This window comes from Thermococcus pacificus, assembly GCF_002214485.1.
GTDB classification, from domain to species: Archaea; Methanobacteriota_B; Thermococci; order Thermococcales; family Thermococcaceae; genus Thermococcus; species Thermococcus pacificus.
This window is the reverse complement of record NZ_CP015102.1, coordinates 192881-217936: the sequence shown is the minus strand read 5'-3', so window position 1 is coordinate 217936 and position 25056 is coordinate 192881. Positions and strand designations below refer to the sequence as shown.

Below are 25056 nucleotides of genomic sequence, written 5' to 3'. Positions count from 1 at the left end.
TCAGCGCTATCTTCTCCGCCAAAGTTACTAATGGAATATCTTGACAGTCTCAAATAGGAAAATAATGAAAAAGAGCTCAGAATAGAAGTCCCACAAGATACGGGGCTGCAACAAGCACCATGAAGAGTATCCCTATTGAAACGCCGTTTCTAACGAATGTTGCCGAGATAAGGCCCACTAAGATTGAACCAAAAATTCCTGCAACTCCTGCATCATTATAAGCCAAAACCAACACTATGGCTAAAAATGTGGCATATAAAGCCTCTGCAGGTACTTTTCTAAAAACGAACAGTGTCAGCTGCTTGGAGTACTTGATCAGTATTGTATACGCTAGTAATGCTGCAAAGAGCGTTGCATAGATAGTCACAAGCATTATCGTTGAGGTTGAGTATCTCTGGAGGAGTACATCTCTTGGAGTCAAACCTCCGAAGGAAGCAAGTTCAGCAAAGAACGGATGAGCTGGTCCAGCGGACATTGGGCCTGTAGGCACTCCCAATGCAATAAGAGGTATGAGCGTTCCTCCAATGTATGTGGCGTTCTTTATAGCATCTCTTACTGCATAAGCCATGAGCGACCCTTTGAGCTCATCTTTCTGGCTCTCCTTTATAAGATCTCCAAAGAGAACCGTCAGCCCAACCGGACTCATAAAGGTTGCCAGAATCCCACTTATCCCCGCTAGGATAGAGGAGAGAGTTACTTCAGCCTTAGTGAGATGATGGAGTGGATTCAATGAAATTTTCCTGGTTTTTACGAGTTTAATTCTTGCGTAATCGCTGCGTCTCAAATGATGATTGTTCGGAGAGATCAAAGTTAAGAGCTCGTAAAGTATCGGCCCAATTGTGATTGCCAGAAAGATGCTTATAAATGCCGAGTGCCCATACAATCCCCTGAGTCCTTGAACAAGCATCGCAAATGGAAATATCGAGAGCAGTGCGAGTATCTTTGCCTTTGACATTATTGCCAGCAGTAGAGTCCCTGCAACAATTAAGTAAACCCACCCCGGCCAGTTCAAGGGGCCGGCCGAGTTTTTGAGCAATTCTCCCAGAGGGGCCAGATAGAATGAGAGTGGAAGCGTTATCGCGATAGCAACCACAGTTCCAATGACGCTTGCTGTTATGCCCTTTCTAAGGAGTATCTCAGAGTATCCATACTTCCTGGCCACAAGTGCATCCGGAACTTGGGGTACGGCCATAACTCCACCGGGTATTGCAGCGAGTGCTGTGGGAACTGCATCGGCTGCTTTAAATGCTACTATTGTCCCCATGAACCATGCAAGAATTAACAATGGATCAAATCCTGCCGTTAAGAATGCCAGGGTTATTGGAGCGATTGTAGCTGTCTCATCGGTTCCAGGAATCATTCCGATTATTACGTACAGAAAAACAGAGAACATGGTTAAAAGCGTGGCCTGAATTAAAAGACTGGCAAGCTCCATATCACTCCTCCTCCACTACCCTTTTTGGTTCAATTATCACTGTGGAAACTATAAACCCAAGAAATGCTCCAAGGGCGCTTAATGTTACCCTCAAAGCATTCAGCAGATCTTCTCTTCCCATCATGCGTACTATCTGGGGGGCACTGAAGTACAGTAGGAAGGCAAGTGCACTTGTTATCAGGAACGCTTTTAGAAAGTCTTGTTCCGCTATAACTTCACCAAAAATCTCATACAAATTCTGCTCTGATTTTTCCATAGGATCTCACCAAGTAACATCCCCCATGAGCCCTGTATTTAAGGTTTTCGATTATAACTTATAAGATCTTGGACAATTGTCGAATGCGAAACTGTCAAGATGAGCTGGGCATCACCTTCAGAAAATTTACGAAGAGGCTCTCCAGCCAGCTCTGAACAGAAGCAAAAGAAGACCTACATGGAAACCTATTCCAGAACCACCCACTCCTACTCTTCACAGAAAAAACAGACTCAACAACACTCTGTCCACCAAACCTCTCCTGCCTAAACTCCAGCCCCAACCGCTGAAAAGCCCACGGTACCAAGGATTCTGTACCAAAGCTGAGAAGTGCCGGCGACTTGACTTTGACGATGCCAGCCACTACGCCACGATGAAAGCCCATAGAATAAGTGTAATACTCCCAAAAGACCGTGATTTTGACAAAATTAAGGAAATGGAGACGGTCTTTTAGCTTACTCTCCCTTCTCCCCCGGGAAGTTCGAGGTTTCCTCGTTGGCCTTCATAATTTCCTGCCTGTACTCCTCGTACTTCTTTCTAGCTTCTTCGGCCTTCTCCTTCTCGCCGAGATACTCGTATGCCTCAGCCACGTGCTTCCACCACATCGGGTCCTCCTCAGCCTCCTTCAGGCAGTACTCAAGGAACTTCTGATATGCTTCCCTTGCGAGTTCCTCCATGCCAAGCTTTCTCGCTATGTTGCCGACGTCTTCCCAGAAGACGCCCTCCTCTTCCGCCTCCTTCTTGTAGTACTCGAGGGCTTTCTCCCAGGCTTCCTTAGCTTTCTCCTCGTTTCCAAGCTCCTCGTAGAGCTTTGCCACGTCCTCCCAGAACCACGGTTCTTCCTCGGCATAACGCTCCAAAGCCTTAGCCGCCCTCTCCATATTTCCGGCCTTCTTCCAGTACTCGTGGGCCTCCTTGAGGTAGTAGGTGTCCTTCTCCTTCTCATAAAGCCCTTCATAGATTTCAGCGGCTTTTTCATACTTCCCGGCCTTCTCATAGGCCCAGGCGGCGCTCTCCATCCACCCAAGCTTGAGGTACATTTCAGCGGCCTTCAGGTAGTTTCCGGCCTTCTCGTACTTCCTAGCGGCCTGCTTGTACTTGCCTGCCCTTTCGAGGCTCTCCGCGCTCTTGAAGCGGTCAACCAGTCCGAGGTCGGGCTCGCTGATGTACCAGATTCCGAAGGCGACGACGGCGATGAAGAAGACGATAATTCCAGCTACGACGTTGAGCTTCTGCCATGTGGCGCTCAGATAGAGGCCATAGCCACTTATGGCTGTGAAGATGGCGAGTATCGCTCCATACTTCCAGCTCTCGGCGTATAACGTCAGCCCCGTGAAGAACAGCAACATCAGGGTAACGCCGAGGAACCCAAGCGTGAGTATCACCTGAAGCAACAGCTTCCAGCCGCCGTACCAGACTATACCCGCCGCTATAGCTATTACAGCTATCAAAAAACCTATGAGGTAAGCTTTGAGCTTGTCCATCCTTCCACCCCCTCTATTTTCAGCAGGAACACCTTTTCGTCCAGTCTCGGGGTGTAGTAGCCGATTCCGTCTTTAGCCACCACCCTGTGACAGGGAACCACTATCGGGTAGGGGTTTCTCCTCATCGCCCCACCTATGGCCCTCGGAGATGTCCCAAGGGCCTTTGCAAGGTTACCGTAGGTTATAATGTCACCTCTTTTAACGTTTTTCGTGAGCCATTCGTAAACGCGCCCCTCAAAGGGTGTAAGGCCCTCAAAGGAGAGCTCGTCCAAAACGTCGGCGTTGTCAACCTTTCCAATGATGACGTCCCTCACGAGGGCCGGGTAGTTTGACCCCTCGCGGGCTAAATCCAGGTCCACCCCCCTCCGCCTCAGAAAGCCCGAGAGCCTCTCAACGTTCCTCTCGAACTGTTCTCTGTCGAGGGAGAAGGTTATCCCCTGGATCTTCTCTTGCCAGAAAACCCCTATCCAGACCCTTCTGCCGGCTATCTCAAATACCTCAGCGCTCAGCATCCCCACATTCCTCCAGCCTGAGCCTCGCCTTCCTCAGCGGGCCCATCAGCGTGTGAACCTCCCTTCCGTAGAGAATCGCCCTGCCGACGAAGCGCCTGAAGACCTTGACGAAGACCTCCCTCCTCTCGGCGTCCTTTGGATAGTTCAGCACCTCAAGGAGTTCCGCCCAGGTCTTAACGAGCTGCTCCTTCTCCTTCCTCGTCGCTGGAGTGAGAGCCTCCACTGCAGGTTCCGGTCGTTTTTTGGCCAGTTCGTACAGTACGACAGCAACCGCCTGGGCAAGGTTCATGATGGGGTATGAATCGCTCGTCGGTATGGTTACCGTGAAATCGAGCTTCGCCAGCTCTTCGTTCCTCAGCCCGATGCTCTCCCGCCCGAAGAAGAGGCCGACCCTTCCAAGATAGCCTTCCAGCGTCTCCCTCAGCTCCCAGGGCATCAGCGGCGCCCTGTCTGGGATGTAGTTCTTCCCCGGCTTTCCGGTGGTTCCGACCGCGAGGTCGAAGAGTTCAAGCGCCTCCCCGAATTCTTCCAGCACGAGCGCGTTCTCTAGGATATCTTTGGCGTGGACGGCATAGCTGTAGCTCTCCTCCGTGAGGTTAGGGTTGATGAGGACTAGCCTGGAAAAACCGAAGTTCTTCATAGTCCTTGCGACCATGCCTATGTTCGCCGGCCCCTCTGGCTCCACCAAAACAACTGAAGCGTCCATACGAAAGGATTAAAGGACACGGGGTTAAATGGTTTCTGGTGGTGAGATGAAGATTTACGTGCTCGGTGCGGGAAGCATAGGCTCTCTCTTCGGGGCCCTCCTGGCGAGAGCGGGAAACGATGTAACTCTCATCGGCAGGGAGCCACAGGTGAGGGCCATAAATGAAAGCGGCTTGAGGGTCTCAGGCGTTGAGGACTTCACAGTTCATCCAAACGCGAGCCTCTACGCCCCCGAAGAGCCTCCTGACCTGCTGATTCTGGCCACAAAATCCTATTCAACCAAAACGGCCCTGGAGTGTGCGAGAAAGTGCCTGGGGCCGGAGACGTGGATTCTGAGCGTCCAGAACGGCCTCGGCAACGAGGAGCTGGCATTAAAGGAGACGCCGAAGGTTATAGGAGGTGTGACCACAAACGGGGCGATGCTGGTCGAGTGGGGCCACGTGCACTGGATGGGGAAGGGGATAACCGTTATAGGCAAGTATCCAACGGGTAATGAGCCATTTGTAGAGGCTGTTGCGGGGATTTTTAGGAAAGCGGGTCTGGAAGTTTCGGTCAGTGAGAACATAATCGGGTGGAAGTGGGCGAAGGCGATAGTCAACTCCGTCATCAACGGTCTTGGAACGGTTCTAGGGGTTAAGAACGGCGTCCTCAAGGACGATCCCTACCTAGAGAGAATTTCCATCGACATCGCCAGGGAAGGCTGTCTCGTTGCACAGCAGCTCGGCGTGGAGTTCGAGATACACCCCCTAGAACTCCTCTGGGACACCATTGAGAGAACGAGGGAGAACTACAACTCCACCCTGCAGGACATAATGCGCGGGAAGAGGACTGAGGTGGACTACATCCACGGGAAAATCGCTGAGTACGCCCAGTCCGTCGGCCTGGAAGCACCGAGGAACGAACTGCTCTGGGCACTGATCAAGGCGAAGGAAAATCTAAATAAATCGGACGGTGAAGTCTAAACTGGAGGGTCCGAGATGCCCATATTCGGCGGTAAGGAAAGCAGCGTTTTTGAGACCATTGAAGACCATCTCAAGGTCGTCAACGAGTCCCTGGTGGCTTTCAGGGAGCTGATGGTTGCGTACCTCGAGAAGGACCTTGAGAGGGCCAAAGCCTTTGAGAGAGAAGTTGACAAACTTGAGAGCAAGGCCGACACCCTCAGGAGGAGCATTGAGACGATGCTCTATGAGGGGGCTTTTCTGCCCGCGAACAGGGGCGATTACGTCAGGCTCAGCGAGCTAATAGATCAGGTGGCTGATGCGGCGGAAAGCGCGGCCCACACGCTGGTTCTCGCGAGACCAAAGATCCCGGAGGAACTCAAGGACGAGATACTCGGCCTCGTGGATTCTGCTATCGAGACGTACAAGGTTCTCATCGATGCAGTCAACGCCCTGAACTCGGACGTCGACAGGGCCATAGAGCTGGCCAAGGCGGTTGAAGATGCCGAAGAGGAGGCCGACGATGTTGAGTACGAGGTCAAGAGCAAGGTTTTTGAGAGCGAGACCATTACAACCTACGCAAAGCTTATCTGGAACCAGATATTAACGAAGATCGGCGACATAGCAGACCGCGCCGAAGACGCTTCAGACCAGGTCATGCTCATGGCAATAAAAAGAAGGGGATGAGGTGATGGAAATGGTGAAGGTTCTCGTTGCGGCGCCGCTGCACGAAAAGGCCATAGAGGTTTTGAAGAACGCCGGTTTCGAGGTTGTTTTCGAGGAGTACCCCGATGAAGAGAGGCTCATCGAGCTCGTCGGGGACGTCGATGCGATTATCGTCAGGAGCAAGCCCAAGGTTACGCGTAAGGTCATCGAGGCCGCGCCAAAGCTCAAGGTCATCGGGAGGGCTGGAGTTGGCCTCGACAACATAGACATTGAAGCTGCCAAGGAGAGGGGCATTAAGGTCGTCAACAGCCCCGGAGCTTCAAGCAGAAGCGTCGCGGAGCTCGCCGTTGCCCTAATGTTCAACGTTGCCAGGAAGGTGGCCTTCGCCGACAGGAAGATGAGGGAAGGTGTCTGGGCCAAGAAGCAGTGCATGGGAGTTGAGCTGGAGGGCAAGACTCTTGGAGTCGTCGGCTTCGGAAGGATCGGTTACGAGGTCGCCAAGATTGCCCACGCCCTCGGCATGAACGTTCTCCTCTACGACCCGTATCCGAAAGAGGAGAGGGCCAAGGAAGTTGGCGGAAAATTTGTCGACCTCGAGACCCTCCTGAAGGAAAGCGACGTCGTGACTCTGCACGTCCCGCTAATTGATGCAACATACCACCTCATAAACGAGGAGAGGCTCAAGCTCATGAAGCCGACCGCCATACTCATCAACGCCGCCCGCGGTGCTGTAGTAGATACAAACGCCCTCATCAAGGCCCTCCAGGAGGGCTGGATAGCCGGAGCCGGCCTGGACGTCTTCGAGGAGGAGCCACTGCCAAAGGACCACCCGCTGACCAAGTTCGACAACGTTGTCCTGACCCCGCACATAGGTGCCTCGACCGTTGAGGCCCAGATGAGGGCTGGCGTTCAGGTCGCCGAGCAGATAGTCGAGATTCTGAAGGAGTGAGCTTTTCTTTTCCCTTTTCCATGCCCTTTGGGAGGTTTACCGGCACAAATGCAAACTTTCTTGGAGTTACCAGTATACTGGTTAAGTTTGGGACCAAAGTTTACCAGTATAGTGGAAAACTTAAGGCGAAAGATGTTGCAGCATGGTGGTAAACGCTCTGGAGGTGGCTTTTAAATCCCCACGTCAAACTTTTTAATTCTAAGATAAACTTTTGACAGGTGAATGTCATTGCTCGTTGAGGCACTAGTTGAGGCGATAAGACTTGCAGTCACGAGGATTCCGGACGATACCGTTGAGGCCCTCAAACGGGCTTACGAAGAAGAAAACAGCAGAATAGCACGCTTCAACCTCGAAAATATCCTCAGAGCAATTGAAATCGGTAGAGAACGCTCGATTCCAGTCTGTCAGGACACGGGGACGATGACCTTCTTCATCAGGGCCGGAATAGAGAGCCCCTTCCTCAAGGAACTCGAAGGAGCCATCATTGAGGCCGTCAGAAAGGCCACCCTCGAAGTCCCGCTCAGGCCCAACGCGGTGGACGTTCTGGGGGGCAGAAATTCCGGCGACAACACCGGGAAGGGAGTCCCGATAATCCACTGGGAACTCGATAAGGGAGACGAGGTCGAGATAGCCGTCTTCCCAAAGGGCGGGGGAAGTGAGAACTGCTCCGCTTTAGCGATGCTAACCCCCGGAGAGGGCTGGGAGGGTGTCAGGAGGTTTGTAGTCGAGAGAGTTAGGGCCTGCGGCGGAAAGCCCTGCCCGCCGGTGATCATCGGGATTGGAGTTGGTGGGGGTGCTGACTATTCCTTGAAGCTTGCCAAGAGGGCCCTGCTCAGAAAAATCGGCGAGAGAAACCCGGATAAAGAGATCGCAAAAATCGAGGAAGAACTTTTGGAAGAGATAAACGCCCTCGGAATAGGGCCGATGGGAATGGGCGGGAAAACAACGGCCCTTGACGTCAAAATCGAAGTCGCCCACAGGCACCCGGCGAGCTTTCCAGTCGGCCTAGTAGTCCAGTGCTGGGCCAACAGAAGGGCGTTTCTAAGGCTAAAACCGAACGGGAGGGTAGAAGTATGGCAGTGAAGCTGAGGACTCCTCTCAGCAGGGAGGACGTGCTCAAACTGAGGGCGGGAGATATAGTTCATCTCTCGGGGGAAATAGTGACCGCAAGGGATTCCGCCCACAGGCGAATCCTGAGTCTTCCGAGGGAGGAACTGCCCTTCAATCCGGAGGGAGCTGTAATCTACCACTGCGGGCCTGTAGTGAGGAAAAAGCCAGATGGTTGGGAGATAGTTTCAGCAGGCCCAACGACCAGTTCAAGGATGAACCGCTACCTCGACAGAATCCTGGGCCTCGGGGTGAGGGGAATAATAGGAAAAGGCGGGATGAACCCGGAGCCGTTCAGAGGGAGGGCCGTCTACCTCGCCTTTACCGGGGGTGCAGGTTCTCTGGCCGCGGAAAGCGTAAAGAGGGTCAAAGCAGTTCACTGGCTCGACCTCGGCGTTCCGGAAGCTTTATGGGTTCTCGAGGTTAGGGATTTCCCGCTGATTGTCGCAATAGACGCGCACGGTGAAAGCCTCTACAAGTAGAGTTTCCTTTTTTCGTTCAATGGAACAACGTTTTCCTCGTAGAACCTCCTCCATCTCCTCAACCTCTCCTCGACCTCTTCAGGCTTTACCCTAACCCTCGCAACGCCCTCCTTAATTGCCGCCTCCGCCACTGCCCTCGCCACCGCCGGGTGGACGTCGGGATGGAAGGGGGAGGGAATTATCTCGTCCTCGCTTGGCTCTATCACTGAAGCCATAGCCTTCGAGGCCGCTATTATCATTCCATCCGTTATCGTGCTCGCTCTGACGTCAAGGGCCCCCCTGAATATCGCCGGGAAACCGAGGAGGTTGTTCACCTGGTTGGGGTAGTCGCTCCTACCAGTGGCAACAACCCTCGCTCCAGCTTTTTTGGCCTCCTCGGGGAGTATCTCGGGAACCGGGTTGGCCAACGGGAAGACCACGGGGTCATCGGCCATTCTCTTTATCCACTCGGGTTTTATTACTCCCGGCCCAGGCCTCGTGAAGGATATGAGGACATCCGCCCCGCTCAGGGCCTCCTCGGGGCCACCCTCGATTCCCTCGCCGTTGGTTTTTGAAAGCAGCTCCCCTCTGTAGGGGAACAGCTCCTCCAGCGGGAGGTCCGGCGTTAAAACCCTCGGCTCGCCGTTCACAAGCTCCACCACACGGACGTTCTCGGGCTTCACCCCTGCCTCTGTGAGGAGCCCCAATGTGGCGAAGCCTGCAGCCCCTGCGCCGAAGAGGGCAACTGAGATCCCATCGAGCCGCTTTCCAACAACTTTTAAGGCGTTTATCAGGGCCGCTAAAACCACGCTCGCGGTTCCCTGCTGGTCGTCGTGGAAAACCGGCACCTCAAGCTCTTTTCTAAGCCGCTCAAGGATGTAGAAGCACTTCGGTGAGGCTATGTCCTCGAGGTTTATTCCACCAAAGGAGGGGGAAACGGCATTTACAACCTCGACAAACCTATCTGGATCCTTCTCAGCAAGGACGAGGGGGAACGCATCAACGCCACCAAAGGCCTTGAAGAGGAGCGCCTTTCCTTCCATGACCGGGAGCGCCCCAAGGGGCCCGATGTCGCCGAGGCCAAGGACTCTGCTTCCGTCGCTGACCACCGCCACGGTGTTGCCCCTGTTCGTGTACTCAAAGGCATCATCTGGGGTTTCGGCGATCTTCAGGGAGACCTCGGCAACGCCCGGCGTGTAGGCGAGGCTCAGGGTCTCTCCCGTGAGCGGGATTTTCGGGATAACCTCAATTTTGCCGTTGCCGGGAAAGTTGTTCCTGTGAAGGTCGAGCGGTCTCATATGATCACCGCCATCTGTTGCCATTCACAAGTTAAAAACCCACCGTCTCCAGTGGAAAATAAACTCAAATCTGCCCATCTATGAACGCACCTATCCCAAAACTTTTTAAAGCCTCTCCGCTTTTTCTACTACCGGGTGTGGGCCGGTAGCTCAGCCTGGTATGAGCGCCGCCCTCGCAAGGCGGAGGCCGCGGGTTCAAATCCCGCCCGGTCCACCAGACAAACTCTTGCTCGGCGGGCTTCTTGACAAAACCCGTTTCTAAAGCCCCCACGGAATTTCCCGGTTGAGGTCTTCACGCCCCGGACGTGTTCTCGGACTGCCATTTAGAATTTGGAGATTTACCAATATTTGTGGCAAAAACTCAGAAACTTAGTCAAATTTTGCATTGCGACATGGTAAATTACTTAAACAGTTTGTCGTTGTTATTATTTGGTGGGGATAATGGAATTTGACCTCCTGAAGGAGCTGGTCTCCATCGACTCCCCCTTTGGACATGAAGAGGAAATCTCTAGGTTCATCGCATCGTTTCTCGAAGAGCACGGTTTTGACGTGGAGCTGCTGCCCGTAGAGGGCTTCGGGGACGACGTGATAGCGTATCTGCCGGGCAGGGGATACACAGTTGTCCTCAACGGCCACATGGACACGGTTCGCCCCTCGCCAGGATGGACGCGGAACCCAAAGGGCGAACTTGACGGCGACAGGTTCTACGGCCTCGGAAGTGCGGACATGAAGGGTGGCCTGGCTGCACTCATGAGCGCATTCGTTGAGCTGGCCGAACTGCCCAAGAGGGAGAGGCCGAACGTAATCTTCACCGCGGTGAGCGACGAGGAGGGCTACTCAAGGGGTGCGTGGGAGCTCATAAAGAGCGGAAAGCTGGAGAATGCGGACCTTGTTCTCGTCGCTGAGCCAACAAATGAGACGCTGATGCTCGGGGCGAGGGGCAGGTTCGTCGTCCAGGTGGAGGTCTTCGGGAGAAAGGCCCACGCAGCGAGGCCCCACATGGGCATCAACGCCATCGAAGAGCTCGGGAGGTTCTTGGGGAGCCTGGGGAGGATACGCTTCAGGAGCCATAGAAAACTGGGCATTGGCTCCTACTGCACGCTTCACATCGAGGGTTCTGCCGACGGCCTGAGCGTCCCGGACTACGCCAGGGCGATAATAGACAGGCACGTAGTTCCGGGTGAGGAATGGGAGAGGGTTGAGAAGGAACTAATAGAGCTGGCAGAGAGGATAAAACTGAAGGGGGAGCTGAAGGTCACAAGGCTCGGGCGGCCAACGCCGGACATGCTCCCCTATACCGTGAGGGAGAACAACAGGTTCGCGAACCTCTTCAAGTCCGCCCACAGGTCGGTCCTCGGGCGCGAACCAGAGGTAACCTACGGGAAGAGCGTCGGCGACTTCAACTACTTCGGCACCTACCTGGGCAAGCCGACCCTCGTCTACGGCCCGGTTGGTGGCAGCTGGCACTCTCCCAACGAGTGGGTGAGTGTCGAGTCCGTAAGAAGGGTAAAGAGGGTCTACATCGAGTTCCTGAAGAGTCTAACCTGATGCGCTCCGCTATCCCTTGCAGAAAAGGGAAAGAAAGCTCAGAGCTTTCTTCCCACCAGGACACCAATGAGAAACGTCCCAAAGGCGATAACCGCCACTACCCCCAGCAACTCATCGGATTTTCCTGCTCCAGTGGCATCGACACTGGCGTTCGCCGGGGTTTCCGTTGGCCCCACCGCGTTGGAGGGGATAACTATCTGGGGAATCCCCGTAGTATTGTTCGGAACCTGCACCGTCGGTGTGGTCGTGCCGCCGATGAACAGCCCGGCCGTCTCCCTGGCGTACTGGTAGAATATCATCGCGTTCTGGAGGTCGTTGAGGCTGTTGTTCTCCTCTGCGCTCTTCTCGTAACTCTCGGCGAACTCGTAGTATGCCATCGCGAGTATCGGGGTTACGCCGTTGCTCTGAGCGATTCCTATGGCAGTCTTGGCGTTCTCCTTCATGGACTTCAACTTGTCCATCAGAACCGTCATGTTGTCTATACCGAGGGTATCGAGGAACACCTGGGCTTGGACGCGTGCCTCCATAGCGGTGAAGAGGGCCGCGGAGTATTTCCCATCCTCGTAGTACCGCTCCGCCTGCTGGATGCTGCCGCTCAGGTCTCCGCCCACGTTCCCGTACATCGACTCGATGTAGGTAACTATGAGGTTGGACTCGTCTATGTAATCCCTCGCCGTGGTCTTAACGGTCTCTCTGCTTATTTCTTCACCACCTGCGAACCTCTCACCGAGTTTCGCCCAGAACTCGGCGGTTTTGGCCCTTTCATAGGCGTAAGCGGCATCTCCAACGGCGTTCCAGTAGTCACCGGAGTAATAGTACTTCCAGGCCTCTTCGATGAGGCTCTTGGCCTGTTCCACCCTTTCCTCTGCAGCGGCTATTGCCTGCAGCATTGTAATGCCCCTTATGTTGACGCTTGAAACGGTGCTCTCGGAAGCGTTTATCTGGCTTTCGGCCCCTTTAAGAAGCTCCTGAACGTCATCTGGGGTTTTAACGTCCAGATACCAGTCCACGTGCCTTATGATTATCCTCGCTTGAAAGTCCTTGCTGAGGGCAGTGTAGTACAATCCATCGTCTATCGACTTCTTTGACTGGTTGAGTATGTCCTTAGCCTCGTTGAGAGCCTCCATGAGGGTCGCGTAGGTTCCGTAGCCCACGTCGCTATCCTTTAGCTTCTGGAGAGTCTTCTCGTAGTAGTCGGTCGTGTTCTCGTAGTCCTTCAGCGCGTCGTCTTTGAGGAATGAGGTGTCGATCTGGGTGTATGAGGGTGCCTCGGGCCTTGGAATCCTGTGTCCGGTGAAGTAGTAAACGGCGTCGTATATGTCCTTGATTTCGATCACCGTGAGTCCCCAGCGCTCCTTGGCATACTGGACGACGTCAACCCTCTTCGTTTGGGTGTTTATCTCGACTATTCCACCGATCTCCCTCTTCTGGGTTTCCTGGACGTACTGTATCCTCTGACCCTCTGGAATGAGGAACAGTTCGGCTCCAACGTCGTGAGCTGCTGAAGCTTTCTCAAGGATTCCTCCGACGGGGCCTATTGTGCCGTCGGGGTTTATCATTCCAGTCATCATCACCTTCGGGTTGACGGCCCAGCCCTCGAGTGCCGCTATTATCCCGACGGTCATTGTTCCTCCAGCGGAGGGGCCGCCTATGATCGGTGAATCGGCCCTTATATGGATGAAAACGTCGTACTTGCTCATGTCAACCCCAAGCACCTTGCCCGCTATCTGGGCCGCGAGCCTCGCGCTCGCCTGCATGTCGACCTCTGCCAGCGGCCATGTCTCGACGTAGACGTGGCCGGTTCCCGGTGCTACGGTTATGACGAAGTCGGTCGCCACGCCGGTGAGCTCTCCGTTTGAAGTCCTGGACACCGCAGGGGCTTTCAGCACAACGGTGTGTCCCTCTGAGGGGCACTGCGCGGCGGTGAACCCTGTAACAGGAAGGAGCAGCATCAGAACAAACGCCATTGCTGCCAGTCTCTTCATTCATTCACCCCCTTTTGAGTGAACGTGGCGTTTAATAAAGCGTTTGTGGTTCATTCTTGAAATTGAAGGGGCTTTCACCAAACGTCGGTGAATTTTGATGTTTTGGATAAGTGTAACAAAAGCTTTAAAAACTTCCCACCTCTCCCCGGTTGGGGAGGAGTATGGACATCTTCAATAAACTCATCCAGAGGAAGTTCAGGGGCATTGCAGGCGAAAGGTACGAGGAAATAGCAAAACGCTACCGCGAGTTCCTCCTTCTTCCCGAGGAGTTCGTCCTCCCGGAGGTCCGCTCCATACTGATGCCTATAGACAGGTTCTCGGGGGAGATACCAGAGAGCCTCTATGAGACGCTCAGCGCCTATATAGAAGCGAAAGTAACCGTGGTTTACATCTCGGAGAAGAAGACCCTCAAGATAATAGAGGAGACCCTGGGAAGAGAGGAGGCCGAGAGGCTGAGGAATGCCAAGATGGAGTTCGCCGAAAAGCTTTCTGGGGAGATAGCCTCCAGGCTGGAGGGCCTTGGCCTCCGTGTGGAGCGCAGGCACTTCCTCGGGAGCAAGAGCGACGACATAATCTCACTCCTCAAAGACGAGGATTTTGACCTCCTCGTTGTGTCGAGGAGCTACGGGTCAGAGGTAACCAAAACATCCCCAATAAGCCCCATCGTCCTCAGAATAGTCCAGCACGTTGAAAAACCGGTGATAGTTTGGTGATGCCTGCCGGGGTGATGACCATGGAACAGAACATCATGGCGGCAATGGCGGTGACGGTATTCCTGTTCACCTACGCCCTCATAATCAGCGAGAGGGTTCACAGAACCGTCGCTGCCCTCTTCGGCGCGGCGGTAGTTCTCTTCATTCGGATAGTACCATGGGAGAAGCTTCCAGAGTACCTCGACCTCGACACACTCTTCCTGCTAATCGGAATGATGATAATAGTCAACACCGCAAAGGAGAGCGGCCTCTTCGAGTTCATAGCCATAAAAACGGCCAAGTTCGCAAAGGGGGACCCCATGAGGGTCCTCCTGATGTTCTCGCTGGTCACCGCGCTGGTGAGCTCCGTCCTGGATAACGTGACGACAGTCCTTCTCCTAACGCCAATGCTCCTCTACATAACCAAGCTCATGGACGTGAACCCCGTTCCTTTCCTCCTATCCGAAGTGTTCGCCTCTAACATCGGCGGAACGGCGACCCTCATTGGTGACCCGCCCAACATCATGATAGGCTCCGCCGCTGGGCTGAGCTTCAACGATTTCCTCCTCAACATGGGGCCCATAGCAGCGGTCGACCTCCTGCTTTCGTTGGGCATGATATACCTCCTCTACCGGGGAACGATGAGGGTTACCGGGGATAAGAAGGACAGGATACTCTCTGCGATCGAAGGATTGAGGGAAGATGAGGCAATAAGGGACTACCAGCTCTTCAAGAAGTCGGTAACTGTCATCATCGGCGTCGTGGTCCTCTTCTTCATTCACGACAGGCTTGGCATCGAGCCGGCGGTGGTGGCCCTCTTCGGGGCGTCGACGCTGCTCCTGTGGAGCAGGATGGAGCCGGATGAGATACTCGAAAAGGTCGAATGGACGGCGATATTCTTCTTCGTCGGCCTCTTCATCCTAGTGGGTTCCCTGGTCCAGACGGGGGTCATAAATGACGTGGCCCGGTGGGTAACAGGTTACATAAGCGGCACAGGAGAGGCCCTCTTCATAATAACATGGTTCTCCGCCATCGCCTCGGCCATCGTGGACAACATACCGCTCACCGCCGCCATGATACCCCTGATAAAGGCCATGGGGAGCTCCATGAACATCTACCCCCTCTGGTGGGCCCTCTCGCTTGGAGCATGCCTGGGGGGCAACGGCACGGCGATAGGTGCGAGTGCCAACGTCGTCGTAATTGGAATAGCCTCCCGCGAGGGGGTGAAAATAACCTTCATGGACTTCCTGAAGGTCGGCGTCATCGTGATGTTCACTACCGTGGCGGTTGGAATGGGACTCCTCTGGGTGAGGTATATAGGGGTGTGATGTTATGAGGATACTCGTACTCATAGACGGTTCGAAGTGGAGTCAGAAGGCGGCCCTCCACGCTATAGCCATAGCCAAGAGAAAGAGGGGGAAGGTTATCCTCTTCTCCGTGCTTGACAGGAGGGAAGCCAAGGCCATGGCCTTTAACATGGGACTCATCAGTGAGAACCTCAAGGATATCCAGAGGTTCGAGGAGACGATATGGAAGGACATGAAGAAGGGCATCAGGGACATCATGTCCAACCTCCTTGAGTTCTGCCAGGAGCAGGGCGTGAACTGCTCATTCAGAATAGTCGAGGGCTCTGCCAGGGACAAAATCCTCGAGGAAGCGAACTCCGGAGACTACTCCCTCGTAGTGATGGGTGCCTACGGGAGGAGCGGAAAAACGAGGATAGGCTCCTTGCTCGAGGAAGTGGTTGGCCTCATAGAGCCGCCTGTGATGGTGGTTCGCTAACGCCTCCAGAGCGAGAGGAGCAGCAGGACAAGGACTGCGGCCTCGAGAACCCCTGTGACCAGGCCGACATCTTTTTCTATCCACGAGGCCAGCTTCAGGGCCTCTATCACCTTCTTCAGGGCGAAGATCAGGAATGCTATCAGGAGGTAGAGCGCCGGACGGAGGTGGCTCTTCCTGTAGGCCACAGAGGATATCCCCGCCAGGACGAGGGAGAGTGCGATAGTCACGGCAACGAGCAGTATCTCCATCATTTCTCATCACCCACACTCGTGAGCAGGTCTATGAGACCGTCCGCCAGCCTCTCCCACAGGCTGGGTCTGTACTCCCTTATCAGCCTGACAACGGTTTCAGGGTCGTATGAGAGGGTGTAGACCACGTTTTTTCCGCTCCTTTCAGCCTTCACTATTCCCAGCCTCACGAGCTCGCTCATGTGGTAGCTCACCGTGGGCTGGCTGAGGCCCAGGGTCTCGGCGAGCTCTTTCTGACCCATCGGGCCCTCCATCAGGAGCAACAGGATTCTCCTCCTTGTATCCGTGGATATAGCTATGAGGAGCCTCTGGGCGTCTTCCTCCAGCCCCCTGGGAAAGATGTAGCGCCTCCTGCCCGCTCTCCTCGAAAATATCCTGCCCTCCTTCTCCAGCTTCCACAGGTGGTACTGGAGGTCGCCTATGCCGACTCCCAGCTCTCTAGCCAGCTCCCTGAAGGTTATCCCCGGCTTCGCCCTGATGGCATCGAATATCTCACTTCGCCTCTCCATAGGCAACACTTAAACCATTATGGTTCATCCCTCTATGAGAACCCATATAAGCCCCTCCCTTTTATGTCCACCGGTGAGGATCATGGAGAAACTCGTGAGAACTGCCGAGGAGCTGGCGGGACGTTACGGTATACCATATTATGAAATAAGAATAACACGCGTTACTGCTTCACACCTCAGCATGGGGAACGGCCAGCTCGAGGAGCTCTCGCTCAACACCGAGGTCGGCATCGGCGTCAGGGCCTTCAACGGGGCGTGGGGCTTCTCCAGCGCCAACGACATTGGGCGAGCCGAGAAGGCCATCGAAACGGCGATGAAAATAGCAAAGCTCTCAAAGGGAAACTCCAAGATTTATACAGGAGACCCCATCGTGGACAGGGCGGAGATGCCGGTTAAGAAGCCATTCACCGACGTGGAGATCGAGGAGAAGCTGGCCCTCGTAAAGGAGGCAAGCTCGCTCTTAACTGGAGAAAAAATCGTCAGCAGATCCGTTTACTACGGAGACGGCGTTAAGAAACAGCTTTACCTCAACTCACTCGGGAGCGAGATAGAGACGGTAGTTCCGAGGATACGCTTTGGCTTTTCGGTCACGGCCAAGGAGAACGGCGAGATGCAGACCTACTGGAAGAGCTTCGGTGGGACGACCGGCTGGGAGCTTGTTGAGGGAATAGACTTACCACAGTGGACGGAGTTTGTGAGGGAGAAAGCCATTTCGCTCCTCCACGCCCAGGCTCCCCCTTCGGGGGTCTTTGACGTGATAATGGACCCTGAGCTTACCGGCGTCTTCATCCACGAGGCCCTCGGTCATGCGGTCGAGGCCGACTCCGTCAAGAACGGCGACAGCATCTTGGCCGGAAGGCTCGGGGAGAGGATAGCGGTTGAAAACTTAAACGTCGTGGACGACCCAACACTGCCCGGCAAGTTCGGCTCCTACATCTACGACGACGAGGGGATTAAGGCAAAGCGCGTAGAGCTGATAAAGGACGGAATTTTGGTAAACTACCTGAACGACCGCGAGACCAGCGCTTTACTTGACCTCGAACCGAACGGCCACGGGAGGGCCCAGGGCTACGCCTACCAGCCGCTCGTGAGGATGGGCAACACCTACGTCGAGCCCGGCGACTGGAGCCTTGATGAGATGCTTGGAGAGGTCAAGAACGGCCTCTACATGATAGGTGATAAGGGGGGCCAGGTCGACACCGCCGGCGGGACGTTCACATTCGGGGCGAAGGAGGGTTACATCATCGAGAACGGCGAGATAAAGGCCCAGGTGAGGGACGTCGCGCTCTCAGGCAAGATTCTGGAAGTGCTTAAGAACATCAGGGCAATCGGAAAAGACACTAAAATCGAGTTCCCCGGCTACTGCGGCAAGGGCCAGGTCGTGCCGGTCGACGACGGCGGGCCCCACGTCCTCACGAGGGCTTTGGTTGGGGGCATGCGTTAGTCGTTCTCCGTTTCTTTTGTTACCGTCGTTTCTTCAGTTATCACCTCGACGACAGCCCAGCCCTTCCAGCCGTCCCCACCGAAGGCGACTATGTAGAGGTAGTATGTCTTTCCCAGAGTTACTTCGGAGGTGTCAATCTTGACCTCGAAGGCCTCGTTCTTTCCTGGCTTCACCTCAACAGTTTCCGGCGTTATCTCGACTTCCAGTTCGGAAACCGGCTTCAGTCCTGATTCTAAGGCTTTCCAGGCGTACTGGACAAATATGTCGGCGAGGTATGCTTTGAGCTCCACTTTTCCGCCGTAGTAGCCGGTGGTGTCGCTCCCGTTCCCAGACGAGACCCGATACTCCCTGGCAAAAATTATTCCCTTTAGAATGGCTGTTCTGTTAACTGGAATCACCAGGCCGTAGTGATCCATCATAACCTCACCGTCCCCGATGAGAACGTTGCCAGCGTTGAACTCACCGTAGCCGGGATGAATATTCCGCGATTCGGTCGGTTCAGTTGCCGTGCCTGCAGGACCGCCGATGCATCCGCTCACCGGGAGCATTAGGGCAATCGTCAGGGCAAGCAGAACAGTCCGCCTCATGATCCCACCGTTCTTAGTTCCCAAAGGGGCACTTAACACTTCCCACCGCTTCAATCCACTTTGAAGCCGTCGGAGCAAAAGGGTGTATACCCAAGGTTTAACTTGGTATTTGGCGGTGAAGATGGCAACAATAGATGTTGATATTATTCAAGACGTTGAGGTCCTCCTGAGGAACCTCAACGGCTACGAGCTTCTCAGCTACGCCATATGCAACGAGGAGTGCGGGGCCGAGAGCTACGAGTGGCTGTCCGGCCGTGTCGAGGGCATACTCGTCGACGAGTTCAAGCACCTCGCGAAGGAGAAGAGGAAGCAGGCGGCTCAGATAAGGGAGCTCTTCAAGAGGCTGTACCCCAACATGGATCCCCTGAAGTTCAACGCTCCCCCGCTGGACACACTCCCTGTGTGCGGCGAGATGATGGGGGTGGAGGACGTCGAGAAGGCCCTCGCCATAGCCCTCCTGTCGGAGGCCATAGGCAAGGACGTTTACAGGAAGCTCCAGAGGATGACGGGTGACGAGGAGACCGCGGAACTGTTCGGAAGGCTGGCGGAGATAAAAGAGGAGGCCTACAAGCGGCTCCTCGAGTTCTACGAGACGATGATTGAGCGGTGAGTCGAATACCTTTTAAGCTTCCGCCGGAAGTTACCCCGGGTGGGCCGATGATAGACGAGCTGGTCGCGATACTCGAGGGAAAGAACGTCGAGTGGGAGATCTACTGGGAGATGGGCAGGGGAGGCTCCTTCAAGATAGAGCGCGAGAAAGTTGAACGCTCCCAGAGGAAGTTCTACTCCGGTGTGGGCCTCAGGATAGGGTACAGAGGTAGGCTGGGCTTCTCCTACATTACCGGCCTGAACCACGATAGGAAAACCCTCGAGGACTTCGTTGAGAAGACGATTAATCTGGCGAGGGTGAGCGAGGTTCCCTTCGTCGGTTTTCCTGAACCTGGAAAGCCAGCTGCGGTTGAGAACCTCTACGACCGCAGGATAAAGGAGATGCCCTTCGAGGAGGCCTATTCATTAGCCTCTGACTTCGCTAGACTGATGGCCGAGCTCAAGGGTGCCTCCACCCTCTCGGGTTCCCTCGCATTTGGTGTGAACACCTACGGCTTGGTGAACTCCAATGGTGTTGAGCTGGAGGGTCGCTCGACCGGGATGAGCGCCTCGGTATACGCGGTCCTTGGCACCGGGACGGGCTCCTACTACCAGTCATACCGCTCGCTCCAGCCGCTTGAAGAACTCGAGAAGGGTATTCGCGAGGCCCTCCGCGATGCGGAGATGAGCGCGAGGGCAAAGCCCATTGACGGCCACTTCGGAGAGGTTCTCCTCGAGCCGGATGCTTTTCAGGCGGTTCTCTCGATATTCCTTGAGAACGTCTTCGGTGACAGCATCTACTTCAGGAGGAGCAGGTTCTCATCGCCGGGTGAGACGGTGGGGAGCGAGTGCTTGACCATCCTCGACGACGCCACTCTTCCAGCCGGCTCCGGTAGCTATCCCTTCGACGGTGAGGGCGTTCCGGGTAAGAGGACGGTCCTGATTGAGGACGGTGTTCTTAAATCGTTCCTCCTCGACTTCACCTATGCGTCTTTCCTCGGCATGGAGAGCACGGGGAACGCGGTCAGGGACTTTAGGACAAAGCCCCACATAGGGACGAGCAACCTCCTCGTTGAACCCGGGAAAGAATCGCTGGAAGACTTCGAGGGGATTGTTGTCAAGGATGTCTTCGGCGAGCACACCGCAAACCCGGTGAGTGGGGACTTCTCGCTGACTGTAGGGCTCGGCTACGTCGTGAAGAACGGTGAGATCAGGCCTTTCCGGGATAACATGCTCTCTGGCAACGTCTTCGAGCTCCTTCGTTCGGTGAGCGCTGTGGGTAAGAGACCCCTCCGCAGGGGCTCCTTCGTCTCGCCGAGGGTTCTGACGAGTGCCAGGATAGTGTGAAAATCTGCGCTCCTCGTTAACCTTTTATACTTTGACGTTGCAAAAATCATGAGGGTGGTGTGCAACATAGCACTTCAGGCTGTTGACTCAATCCTGTTCGGCCTCAGGTCCGGCGAGACGGTTCTCGTTGAGTACGGTTCGACTTCTTCCCCGGAGCTTCTCCTCTACCTGATATGTCGCAGGTGCGGGGACAGGCGGAGGCCGGTTCTCCTGGACGACATCTCCGACTCGTTTGCCGAGGCGCTCACCAGGCTTGAACTCGTGGGCCTCAACCTCGAGGGGCTCTCCAACGTCCCCGTGATAAAGATCGGCGGCAATCGCGACGTCGGGAGCGTGTTCGGTCGCGTTGAGGTGGACAAGCACTCCCTCGACACAAAGTACTACGATAGGCTCTACTTTAGCGCCGCTGAGCAGGAACTTGTCTTAAACCCCGTCCTGGGCTTTCACAAGTTCTTCCTTGTGATACCCGACAGGGAGCTTCTCCGTCTCATCAGAAACATCTCCACCTTTGTCGGTAGAAGTGGTAGGGCGGCGGTGTACCTGGTCAATAGGGATGTAGTCGAGAGGAGCCAGTTGAGTGGTCACTACCACCTGTTCCGGGAGATCGCCACCACCATTGTTTCCATCGAGCAATCTGGGGATGGCTACGTTGGTGGGGTTCCGAAGGCAGCGGATGACGGGCTTAGGGGCGTCAGAATACCAATGCCGTAACGTTTATAGATTTCCCTTCTTTATCACCCTCGGTGATATGGTTTGAGAAAGCATTTGGGTCCAATAGTCCTGCTATTGGTTTCATTACTCCTTTTTTCTCCCATGGTATCCGCTTACACCTACCTGGTTCCGGAGAGGGGTGTGATCTACCAGGTCATGGTCGACAGGTTCTACGACGGCAACGGCTCCAACAACGGGCCTTTCTATGACCCTGACCACAAAAACTACCGCCTCTACTGGGGCGGCGACCTGGAGGGCCTCACCGAGAAGCTCGACTACATCAAAAGCCTCGGTGTCTCGATGATATGGGTCTCACCGCTGAACGACAACATAAACAAAATGGCCCATGGAAGCGCCCCCTACCACGGCTACTGGACGAGGGACTACAAGGGGATAGACGAGCACTTTGGGGACTGGAACGACTTCAGAGAACTGGTTGAGGAAGCCCAAAAGAGGGGAATCTGTGTAATCGTTGACTACGTGCCCAACCACGCCGGTCCCGCCACCGACGGCGAGTTTGGTGCCCTCTACGACAACGGAACGAAGGTCACCGACTACTATGAGGACACCAAGAACGCCACCGTGAACCCCATCACCGGAATTAGGGAGGCCATCTACCACCACAACGGCAACATCTTCCGCTGGGAGGACATCCCGCTCAAGTATGCGAACCTCTACGGTTTGGCCGACTTCAACCAGCTTAATCCCTGGGTCGACTCCTACCTCACGGAGGGGGCCAAACTCTTCGTCGAGAACGGCGCCTGCGGCCTCAGGATCGACGCGGTCAAGCACATGGAGCTCGGCTGGCTCGAGAGCTTCTACCTCAGGCTCTACTCGGAGAGGCCGCTCTTCATCTACGGCGAGTACTACTCCCTCTCGACTGACAGGACGGAAGACCTACACGAGCTCTACCGCTACTCCAACGTCTCGCCGGTTCTCGACATACCGATAAGGGAGGACATCGTGAGAACCTTCGGCTTCGTCGGGAGCTTCGAGACCCTCGCGGGGGAGCTTGAGAGTTATTACTCCATCTTCGTCTATCCAAACAAGCAGGTGAACTTCCTCGACAGCCACGACCTGGTTCGCTTCCTCAACGAGGCAAAGCGGGATGACGCTTTGGAGCGCTTCCACATGGCCCTTGCTTTGACGATGACGCTCCCCGGAATCCCGGTTATCTACTACGGCGACGAGAGCTACCTCGTGAGCAAGGACGGAAAGGGAGATCCCTACAACAGGCCGATGATGGTCTTCAACAACTCCACAGAGGCGGCGCGCATCATAAGAACGCTGGCGGAGCTTAGGAAGACCAACGACGCTTTAGCCTTTGGAGACTTCAAAACTCTATACGCGAACTATTCTGTCTGGGCCTTTGAGAGAACCTTCGGAACCCATAAACTTCTCGTCGTCATGAACAAGGGCTCCCCCTCGAACCTCACACTGAGCCTCGACTGGCCGGACGGAGCTTACAGTGATGCCCTCTACGGTGCTGGGATGACTGTAAAGGGCGGAAAGGCCATGCTAACTCTCCCGAAGAACAGCTTCTACGTCTTCCACATCAAGCGCCCGCAGGACGGGCCGCTTATAGGCTCTCTAACCCCCTACGTAGCCCAACCGGGTCAGGAAGTCCTCATTGGTGGTGCCGGTTTCAGAAGCTCTGGAAGGGTTCTCATCGGCGGAGAGGAGGCAGAGGTGCTCTCGTGGAGCCCCAGCGAGATACTCGTCCGCGTTCCGGAGGTTGAAACCTCCTCCGCCTGGGTGGATGTCACGGTCGAGGCCGGCGGAAAGAGAAGCAACCCGGCGAAGCTCCGCTACTACTCCGGCAGCGATATCCCGGCGCTGGTCGCTTTCAATGCCAGTAACTTCACAGGTAAGCTGTGGATAGTAGGAAACATCTCCGAGCTTGCCGAGCCGAGGCCCCTCTTGGAGTCCTCGACAGGTTACTATTTCACCGTCGTTCCCCTACCGAACGGGACGGCCTTCTCGGTCAGGCTCTACAGGGGCTCTGCCTGGGAGGAGCTCGAACCTCTGAACGTCACACTCTACGGGGTCGGCAACAGAACAGTCCTCCTGAAGGCCGAGCCGGAAGGGCCGCCAATCACGTCCTCCCCGGTGGAGCCCTCCCTCTCAGAGTCTCCGGGGAACATGCCGGGGGGCTGGCCTGCTAAAGCCATCTACGCCTCTCTGGCCGTTCTTGTGGTTCTGGCCATTGGGATGGCGTGGAGAAAGATGCGCTAAATCTGCTCCAACAGCCTCTTTCTTTTCTCCTCATACTCCTCCTGGCTTATAACGCCCATGTCGTAGAGTTCCTTCAGCTTCTTGAGCTGCTCCATTGGGTCTTCCTTCTCCTCCTTAACAACGGGCTGGGCAGGCTGGTAGGCCGGCATCGTTCTCGTTATGAACTCCTTTGGCTTCTTCAATACCCATGTCTCACTTGTGAGTTTCTTATTGACCTCGATGGATACAGGCTCCACCGCTATAGCGTTGAGGGCGTCTTTGATGGCGTTTATCGCCTTCCTAGCCTCCTCCTTGTTCATCCAGCCGAGCTTGAGGGTTATGTTCTCCTCCCCCTCTATTATGAACTCCGACGACATTATCCCGAGCTTCACCGTGACCTGCTCCAGCTTCTGGTATGGGAGCGCCTTGAGGTCGTATCTCCCTAAAACTTTCTCGTCGAGGTAGATTATCCTCCTGTTCGTCACGAGGAGCCACTTTGGCTTCTCCATGCTTATCTTCTTCCTTATCGAGAAGAGAACATCCTCATTGGGCTCCAGGTGCCTCAGAACTGACTTCGGTAGCTTGGGGTTTTCCTCTTTTCCCACATTAATCACCTTAGAGATAATTAGTCGGAGGTTGTATATCACCCTTTCCCTGCCAGAAACCTCTTAACGCCAAACTCATAGACACTCCAAGGTGATGTTATGGACTTTGAGAGAAAGCCCCTCATAGGGATGGTTCACTTAAAGCCCTTACCTGGCTCCTACCTCTACGACGGCGACCTTGATGGGGTAATTGAAGCCGCACTGAGGGACGCGAAAACGATTGAAAAAGCCGGCTTCGACGCGGTTATGGTCGAGAACTTCGGTGACGTTCCATTCCCAAAGTACGTTGACAAGACGACGGTTGCGGCTTTCACGGCAGTAGTTAAGGAAATCCGAGACGAAATCAGCCTTCCACTCGGGATAAACGTCCTCCGCAATGATGGCATCGCCGCTTACTCGATAGCCTACGCCGTAAAGGCTGACTTCATAAGGGTGAACGTGCTGAGCGGTGTGGCTTATACGGACCAGGGAATTGTAGAGGGCATCGCCCACGAGCTTGCAAAGCTCAGAAAACTCCTCCCAAGCAAAATCCGGGTCTTCGCCGACGTCCACGTCAAGCACGCCGTTCACTTCGGGGACTTCGAGGATTCCCTGATGGACACTGTTGAGAGAGGTTTAGCCGATGCCGTCGTCGTCAGCGGAAAGGCAACCGGAAAACCCGTCGATCTGGAAAAGCTGGCTTTAGCTAAGAGGATTTCACCGGTTCCGGTTGTGGTCGGCTCAGGAACCACATACGACAACCTTCCTGAGCTGTGGGAGTACGCGGACGGCTTCATAGTGGGGACGTGGATCAAGCGGGATGGAAAGGTCGAAAACGAAGTTTCTCTTGAGCGGGCAAGAAAACTGGTCGAGCTGGCGAAAGAACTTCGGGAATGAAGCTTCGGCATTTTACATTAATTTTATCCGAATTTTCTTTTCCGAAAGTCTTATTACTCATGAGTGCGTAATACTATGATAAGACCATCCCGCTTTTCTTTTTCGCGAGATG

At 54.8% G+C, this 25056-nt stretch carries 27 protein-coding genes and 1 tRNA gene; 17 read left to right on the top strand and 11 right to left on the bottom strand.

Features of this window, described 5'->3' with window-relative positions:
* Positions 1-76: 76 nt before the first annotated feature.
* Entirely contained in the window at positions 77-1435 is a 1359-nt protein-coding gene (locus tag A3L08_RS01290; protein WP_088853320.1) for a tripartite tricarboxylate transporter permease, read from the bottom strand.
* Position 1436: 1 nt separating this feature from the next.
* Positions 1437-1691, bottom strand: a complete 255-nt coding sequence (locus tag A3L08_RS01285; protein ID WP_088853319.1) for a hypothetical protein — start codon at positions 1689-1691, stop codon at positions 1437-1439.
* Positions 1692-1815: 124 nt separating this feature from the next.
* Here A3L08_RS01285 and A3L08_RS10280 point away from each other — a divergent pair, with 124 nt between their 5' ends.
* On the top strand, positions 1816-2142 hold the full coding sequence (locus tag A3L08_RS10280; RefSeq protein ID WP_088853318.1) for a PIN domain-containing protein: 327 nt from the start codon (positions 1816-1818) through the stop codon (positions 2140-2142).
* 1 nt (position 2143) lies between these two features.
* Here the strand turns inward: A3L08_RS10280 and A3L08_RS01275 are convergent, their stop codons facing one another.
* The 3 genes from A3L08_RS01275 to A3L08_RS01265 are packed head-to-tail and all read right to left on the bottom strand — an operon-like array spanning position 2144 to position 4390.
* Positions 2144-3172, bottom strand: coding sequence for a tetratricopeptide repeat protein (locus A3L08_RS01275; protein WP_088853317.1), 1029 nt, complete (start codon positions 3170-3172; stop codon positions 2144-2146).
* Positions 3145-3684: a methylated-DNA--protein-cysteine methyltransferase gene (gene otg / locus A3L08_RS01270; protein ID WP_088853316.1), complete on the bottom strand. Its 540-nt coding sequence runs from the start codon at positions 3682-3684 to the stop codon at positions 3145-3147. Before otg ends, A3L08_RS01275 begins: the two co-directional genes overlap by 28 nt.
* Complete coding sequence (locus A3L08_RS01265) at positions 3671-4390, bottom strand: RNA methyltransferase (protein WP_088853315.1); 720 nt, start codon at positions 4388-4390, stop codon at positions 3671-3673. Before A3L08_RS01265 ends, otg begins: the two co-directional genes overlap by 14 nt.
* A 46-nt stretch (positions 4391-4436) precedes the next feature.
* Here A3L08_RS01265 and A3L08_RS01260 point away from each other — a divergent pair, with 46 nt between their 5' ends.
* From A3L08_RS01260 to A3L08_RS01240, 5 genes are all read left to right on the top strand, one after another.
* On the top strand, positions 4437-5351 hold the full coding sequence (locus A3L08_RS01260) for a 2-dehydropantoate 2-reductase (RefSeq protein ID WP_088853314.1): 915 nt from the start codon (positions 4437-4439) through the stop codon (positions 5349-5351).
* A 15-nt stretch (positions 5352-5366) separates the two neighbouring features.
* Positions 5367-6014 carry a TIGR00153 family protein gene (locus A3L08_RS01255; RefSeq protein WP_088853313.1) on the top strand — a complete coding sequence of 216 codons (648 nt, stop codon included), beginning with the start codon at positions 5367-5369 and terminating at the stop codon, positions 6012-6014.
* Positions 6015-6027: 13 nt separating this feature from the next.
* Complete coding sequence (locus tag A3L08_RS01250) at positions 6028-6942, top strand: hydroxyacid dehydrogenase (protein ID WP_088854854.1); 915 nt, start codon at positions 6028-6030, stop codon at positions 6940-6942.
* Positions 6943-7164: 222 nt separating this feature from the next.
* Positions 7165-8025, top strand: coding sequence for a fumarate hydratase (locus A3L08_RS01245; protein WP_088853312.1), 861 nt, complete (start codon positions 7165-7167; stop codon positions 8023-8025).
* Complete coding sequence (locus tag A3L08_RS01240) at positions 8016-8531, top strand: FumA C-terminus/TtdB family hydratase beta subunit (RefSeq protein WP_088853311.1); 516 nt, start codon at positions 8016-8018, stop codon at positions 8529-8531. Before A3L08_RS01245 ends, A3L08_RS01240 begins: the two co-directional genes overlap by 10 nt.
* On the opposite strand, the gene A3L08_RS01235 is transcribed toward A3L08_RS01240, so the two are convergent.
* Complete coding sequence (locus A3L08_RS01235; RefSeq protein WP_088853310.1) at positions 8522-9808, bottom strand: NAD(P)-dependent malic enzyme; 1287 nt, start codon at positions 9806-9808, stop codon at positions 8522-8524. The two genes, A3L08_RS01240 and A3L08_RS01235, sit on opposite strands and share 10 nt — an antisense overlap.
* A gap of 139 nt (positions 9809-9947) precedes the next feature.
* Here A3L08_RS01235 and A3L08_RS01230 point away from each other — a divergent pair.
* Positions 9948-10025 (top strand) — tRNA-Ala (locus A3L08_RS01230).
* 224 nt (positions 10026-10249) lie between these two features.
* Positions 10250-11356 (top strand): M20 family metallopeptidase, encoded by a 1107-nt coding sequence (locus tag A3L08_RS01225; protein WP_088853309.1) that lies wholly within the window; start codon positions 10250-10252, stop codon positions 11354-11356.
* A 38-nt stretch (positions 11357-11394) separates the two neighbouring features.
* Here the strand turns inward: A3L08_RS01225 and A3L08_RS01220 are convergent, their stop codons facing one another.
* Positions 11395-13341, bottom strand: a complete 1947-nt coding sequence (locus A3L08_RS01220) for a S16 family serine protease (protein WP_088853308.1) — start codon at positions 13339-13341, stop codon at positions 11395-11397.
* 149 nt (positions 13342-13490) lie between these two features.
* Between A3L08_RS01220 and A3L08_RS01215 the strand changes: the two genes are divergently transcribed.
* From A3L08_RS01215 to A3L08_RS01205, 3 genes are read left to right on the top strand one after another with little or no spacing between them, the layout of a single operon-like run.
* On the top strand, positions 13491-14054 hold the full coding sequence (locus tag A3L08_RS01215; RefSeq protein ID WP_335755213.1) for a universal stress protein: 564 nt from the start codon (positions 13491-13493) through the stop codon (positions 14052-14054).
* A 20-nt stretch (positions 14055-14074) separates the two neighbouring features.
* Positions 14075-15361, top strand: coding sequence for an ArsB/NhaD family transporter (locus tag A3L08_RS01210; protein WP_088853306.1), 1287 nt, complete (start codon positions 14075-14077; stop codon positions 15359-15361).
* A gap of 4 nt (positions 15362-15365) precedes the next feature.
* On the top strand, positions 15366-15815 hold the full coding sequence (locus A3L08_RS01205; protein ID WP_088853305.1) for a universal stress protein: 450 nt from the start codon (positions 15366-15368) through the stop codon (positions 15813-15815).
* Here A3L08_RS01205 and A3L08_RS01200 read toward each other — a convergent pair.
* Positions 15812-16066, bottom strand: coding sequence for a hypothetical protein (locus A3L08_RS01200; protein WP_088853304.1), 255 nt, complete (start codon positions 16064-16066; stop codon positions 15812-15814). The genes A3L08_RS01205 and A3L08_RS01200 overlap by 4 nt on opposite strands.
* Positions 16063-16572: a winged helix-turn-helix transcriptional regulator gene (locus A3L08_RS01195; protein WP_088853303.1), complete on the bottom strand. Its 510-nt coding sequence runs from the start codon at positions 16570-16572 to the stop codon at positions 16063-16065. Before A3L08_RS01195 ends, A3L08_RS01200 begins: the two co-directional genes overlap by 4 nt.
* 82 nt (positions 16573-16654) lie before the next feature.
* Between A3L08_RS01195 and A3L08_RS01190 the strand changes: the two genes are divergently transcribed.
* Positions 16655-18016 carry a TldD/PmbA family protein gene (locus tag A3L08_RS01190; RefSeq protein ID WP_088853302.1) on the top strand — a complete coding sequence of 454 codons (1362 nt, stop codon included), beginning with the start codon at positions 16655-16657 and terminating at the stop codon, positions 18014-18016.
* On the opposite strand, the gene A3L08_RS01185 is transcribed toward A3L08_RS01190, so the two are convergent.
* Positions 18013-18603 (bottom strand): hypothetical protein, encoded by a 591-nt coding sequence (locus A3L08_RS01185; RefSeq protein ID WP_088853301.1) that lies wholly within the window; start codon positions 18601-18603, stop codon positions 18013-18015. The two genes, A3L08_RS01190 and A3L08_RS01185, sit on opposite strands and share 4 nt — an antisense overlap.
* Positions 18604-18724: 121 nt before the next feature.
* On the opposite strand from A3L08_RS01185, the gene A3L08_RS01180 reads away from it, so the two are divergent.
* The 4 genes from A3L08_RS01180 (at position 18725) to A3L08_RS01165 (ending at position 23484) form a co-directional block, all read left to right on the top strand.
* Entirely contained in the window at positions 18725-19213 is a 489-nt protein-coding gene (locus tag A3L08_RS01180) for a ferritin family protein (protein WP_088853300.1), read from the top strand.
* A gap of 47 nt (positions 19214-19260) precedes the next feature.
* Positions 19261-20538 (top strand): TldD/PmbA family protein, encoded by a 1278-nt coding sequence (locus tag A3L08_RS01175; RefSeq protein WP_088853299.1) that lies wholly within the window; start codon positions 19261-19263, stop codon positions 20536-20538.
* A gap of 48 nt (positions 20539-20586) precedes the next feature.
* On the top strand, positions 20587-21249 hold the full coding sequence (locus tag A3L08_RS01170) for a DUF257 family protein (protein WP_232461740.1): 663 nt from the start codon (positions 20587-20589) through the stop codon (positions 21247-21249).
* A gap of 102 nt (positions 21250-21351) precedes the next feature.
* Positions 21352-23484, top strand: coding sequence for an alpha-amylase family glycosyl hydrolase (locus tag A3L08_RS01165; RefSeq protein WP_088854852.1), 2133 nt, complete (start codon positions 21352-21354; stop codon positions 23482-23484).
* Here A3L08_RS01165 and A3L08_RS01160 read toward each other — a convergent pair.
* Entirely contained in the window at positions 23481-24068 is a 588-nt protein-coding gene (locus A3L08_RS01160; RefSeq protein ID WP_088853298.1) for a PH domain-containing protein, read from the bottom strand. The genes A3L08_RS01165 and A3L08_RS01160 overlap by 4 nt on opposite strands.
* A gap of 99 nt (positions 24069-24167) precedes the next feature.
* On the opposite strand from A3L08_RS01160, the gene A3L08_RS01155 reads away from it, so the two are divergent.
* Positions 24168-24944 carry a BtpA/SgcQ family protein gene (locus tag A3L08_RS01155; protein ID WP_088853297.1) on the top strand — a complete coding sequence of 259 codons (777 nt, stop codon included), beginning with the start codon at positions 24168-24170 and terminating at the stop codon, positions 24942-24944.
* The last annotated feature ends 112 nt before the right edge of the window (positions 24945-25056 follow it).

What these genes read in the sequence shown, in the direction of transcription:
- A3L08_RS01200 (WP_088853304.1), bottom strand. Translation starts at nt 16,066, where the DNA reads ATGATGGAGATACTGCTCGTTGCCGTGACTATCGCACTCTCCCTCGTC.
- A3L08_RS01245 (WP_088853312.1), top strand. Translation starts at nt 7,165, where the DNA reads ATGTCATTGCTCGTTGAGGCACTAGTTGAGGCGATAAGACTTGCAGTC.
- A3L08_RS01240 (WP_088853311.1), top strand. Translation starts at nt 8,016, where the DNA reads ATGGCAGTGAAGCTGAGGACTCCTCTCAGCAGGGAGGACGTGCTCAAA.
- A3L08_RS01205 (WP_088853305.1), top strand. Translation starts at nt 15,366, where the DNA reads ATGAGGATACTCGTACTCATAGACGGTTCGAAGTGGAGTCAGAAGGCG.
- A3L08_RS01180 (WP_088853300.1), top strand. Translation starts at nt 18,725, where the DNA reads ATGGCAACAATAGATGTTGATATTATTCAAGACGTTGAGGTCCTCCTG.
- otg (WP_088853316.1), bottom strand. Translation starts at nt 3,684, where the DNA reads ATGCTGAGCGCTGAGGTATTTGAGATAGCCGGCAGAAGGGTCTGGATA.
- A3L08_RS01285 (WP_088853319.1), bottom strand. Translation starts at nt 1,691, where the DNA reads ATGGAAAAATCAGAGCAGAATTTGTATGAGATTTTTGGTGAAGTTATA.
- A3L08_RS01165 (WP_088854852.1), top strand. Translation starts at nt 21,352, where the DNA reads ATGGTATCCGCTTACACCTACCTGGTTCCGGAGAGGGGTGTGATCTAC.
- A3L08_RS01210 (WP_088853306.1), top strand. Translation starts at nt 14,075, where the DNA reads ATGGAACAGAACATCATGGCGGCAATGGCGGTGACGGTATTCCTGTTC.
- A3L08_RS01155 (WP_088853297.1), top strand. Translation starts at nt 24,168, where the DNA reads ATGGACTTTGAGAGAAAGCCCCTCATAGGGATGGTTCACTTAAAGCCC.
- A3L08_RS01195 (WP_088853303.1), bottom strand. Translation starts at nt 16,572, where the DNA reads ATGGAGAGGCGAAGTGAGATATTCGATGCCATCAGGGCGAAGCCGGGG.
- A3L08_RS01190 (WP_088853302.1), top strand. Translation starts at nt 16,655, where the DNA reads ATGGAGAAACTCGTGAGAACTGCCGAGGAGCTGGCGGGACGTTACGGT.
- A3L08_RS01175 (WP_088853299.1), top strand. Translation starts at nt 19,261, where the DNA reads ATGATAGACGAGCTGGTCGCGATACTCGAGGGAAAGAACGTCGAGTGG.
- A3L08_RS01275 (WP_088853317.1), bottom strand. Translation starts at nt 3,172, where the DNA reads ATGGACAAGCTCAAAGCTTACCTCATAGGTTTTTTGATAGCTGTAATA.
- A3L08_RS01220 (WP_088853308.1), bottom strand. Translation starts at nt 13,341, where the DNA reads ATGAAGAGACTGGCAGCAATGGCGTTTGTTCTGATGCTGCTCCTTCCT.
- A3L08_RS01225 (WP_088853309.1), top strand. Translation starts at nt 10,250, where the DNA reads ATGGAATTTGACCTCCTGAAGGAGCTGGTCTCCATCGACTCCCCCTTT.
- A3L08_RS01265 (WP_088853315.1), bottom strand. Translation starts at nt 4,390, where the DNA reads ATGGACGCTTCAGTTGTTTTGGTGGAGCCAGAGGGGCCGGCGAACATA.
- A3L08_RS01235 (WP_088853310.1), bottom strand. Translation starts at nt 9,808, where the DNA reads ATGAGACCGCTCGACCTTCACAGGAACAACTTTCCCGGCAACGGCAAA.
- A3L08_RS01260 (WP_088853314.1), top strand. Translation starts at nt 4,437, where the DNA reads ATGAAGATTTACGTGCTCGGTGCGGGAAGCATAGGCTCTCTCTTCGGG.
- A3L08_RS01185 (WP_088853301.1), bottom strand. Translation starts at nt 18,603, where the DNA reads ATGAGGCGGACTGTTCTGCTTGCCCTGACGATTGCCCTAATGCTCCCG.
- A3L08_RS01170 (WP_232461740.1), top strand. Translation starts at nt 20,587, where the DNA reads ATGAGGGTGGTGTGCAACATAGCACTTCAGGCTGTTGACTCAATCCTG.
- A3L08_RS01255 (WP_088853313.1), top strand. Translation starts at nt 5,367, where the DNA reads ATGCCCATATTCGGCGGTAAGGAAAGCAGCGTTTTTGAGACCATTGAA.
- A3L08_RS01290 (WP_088853320.1), bottom strand. Translation starts at nt 1,435, where the DNA reads ATGGAGCTTGCCAGTCTTTTAATTCAGGCCACGCTTTTAACCATGTTC.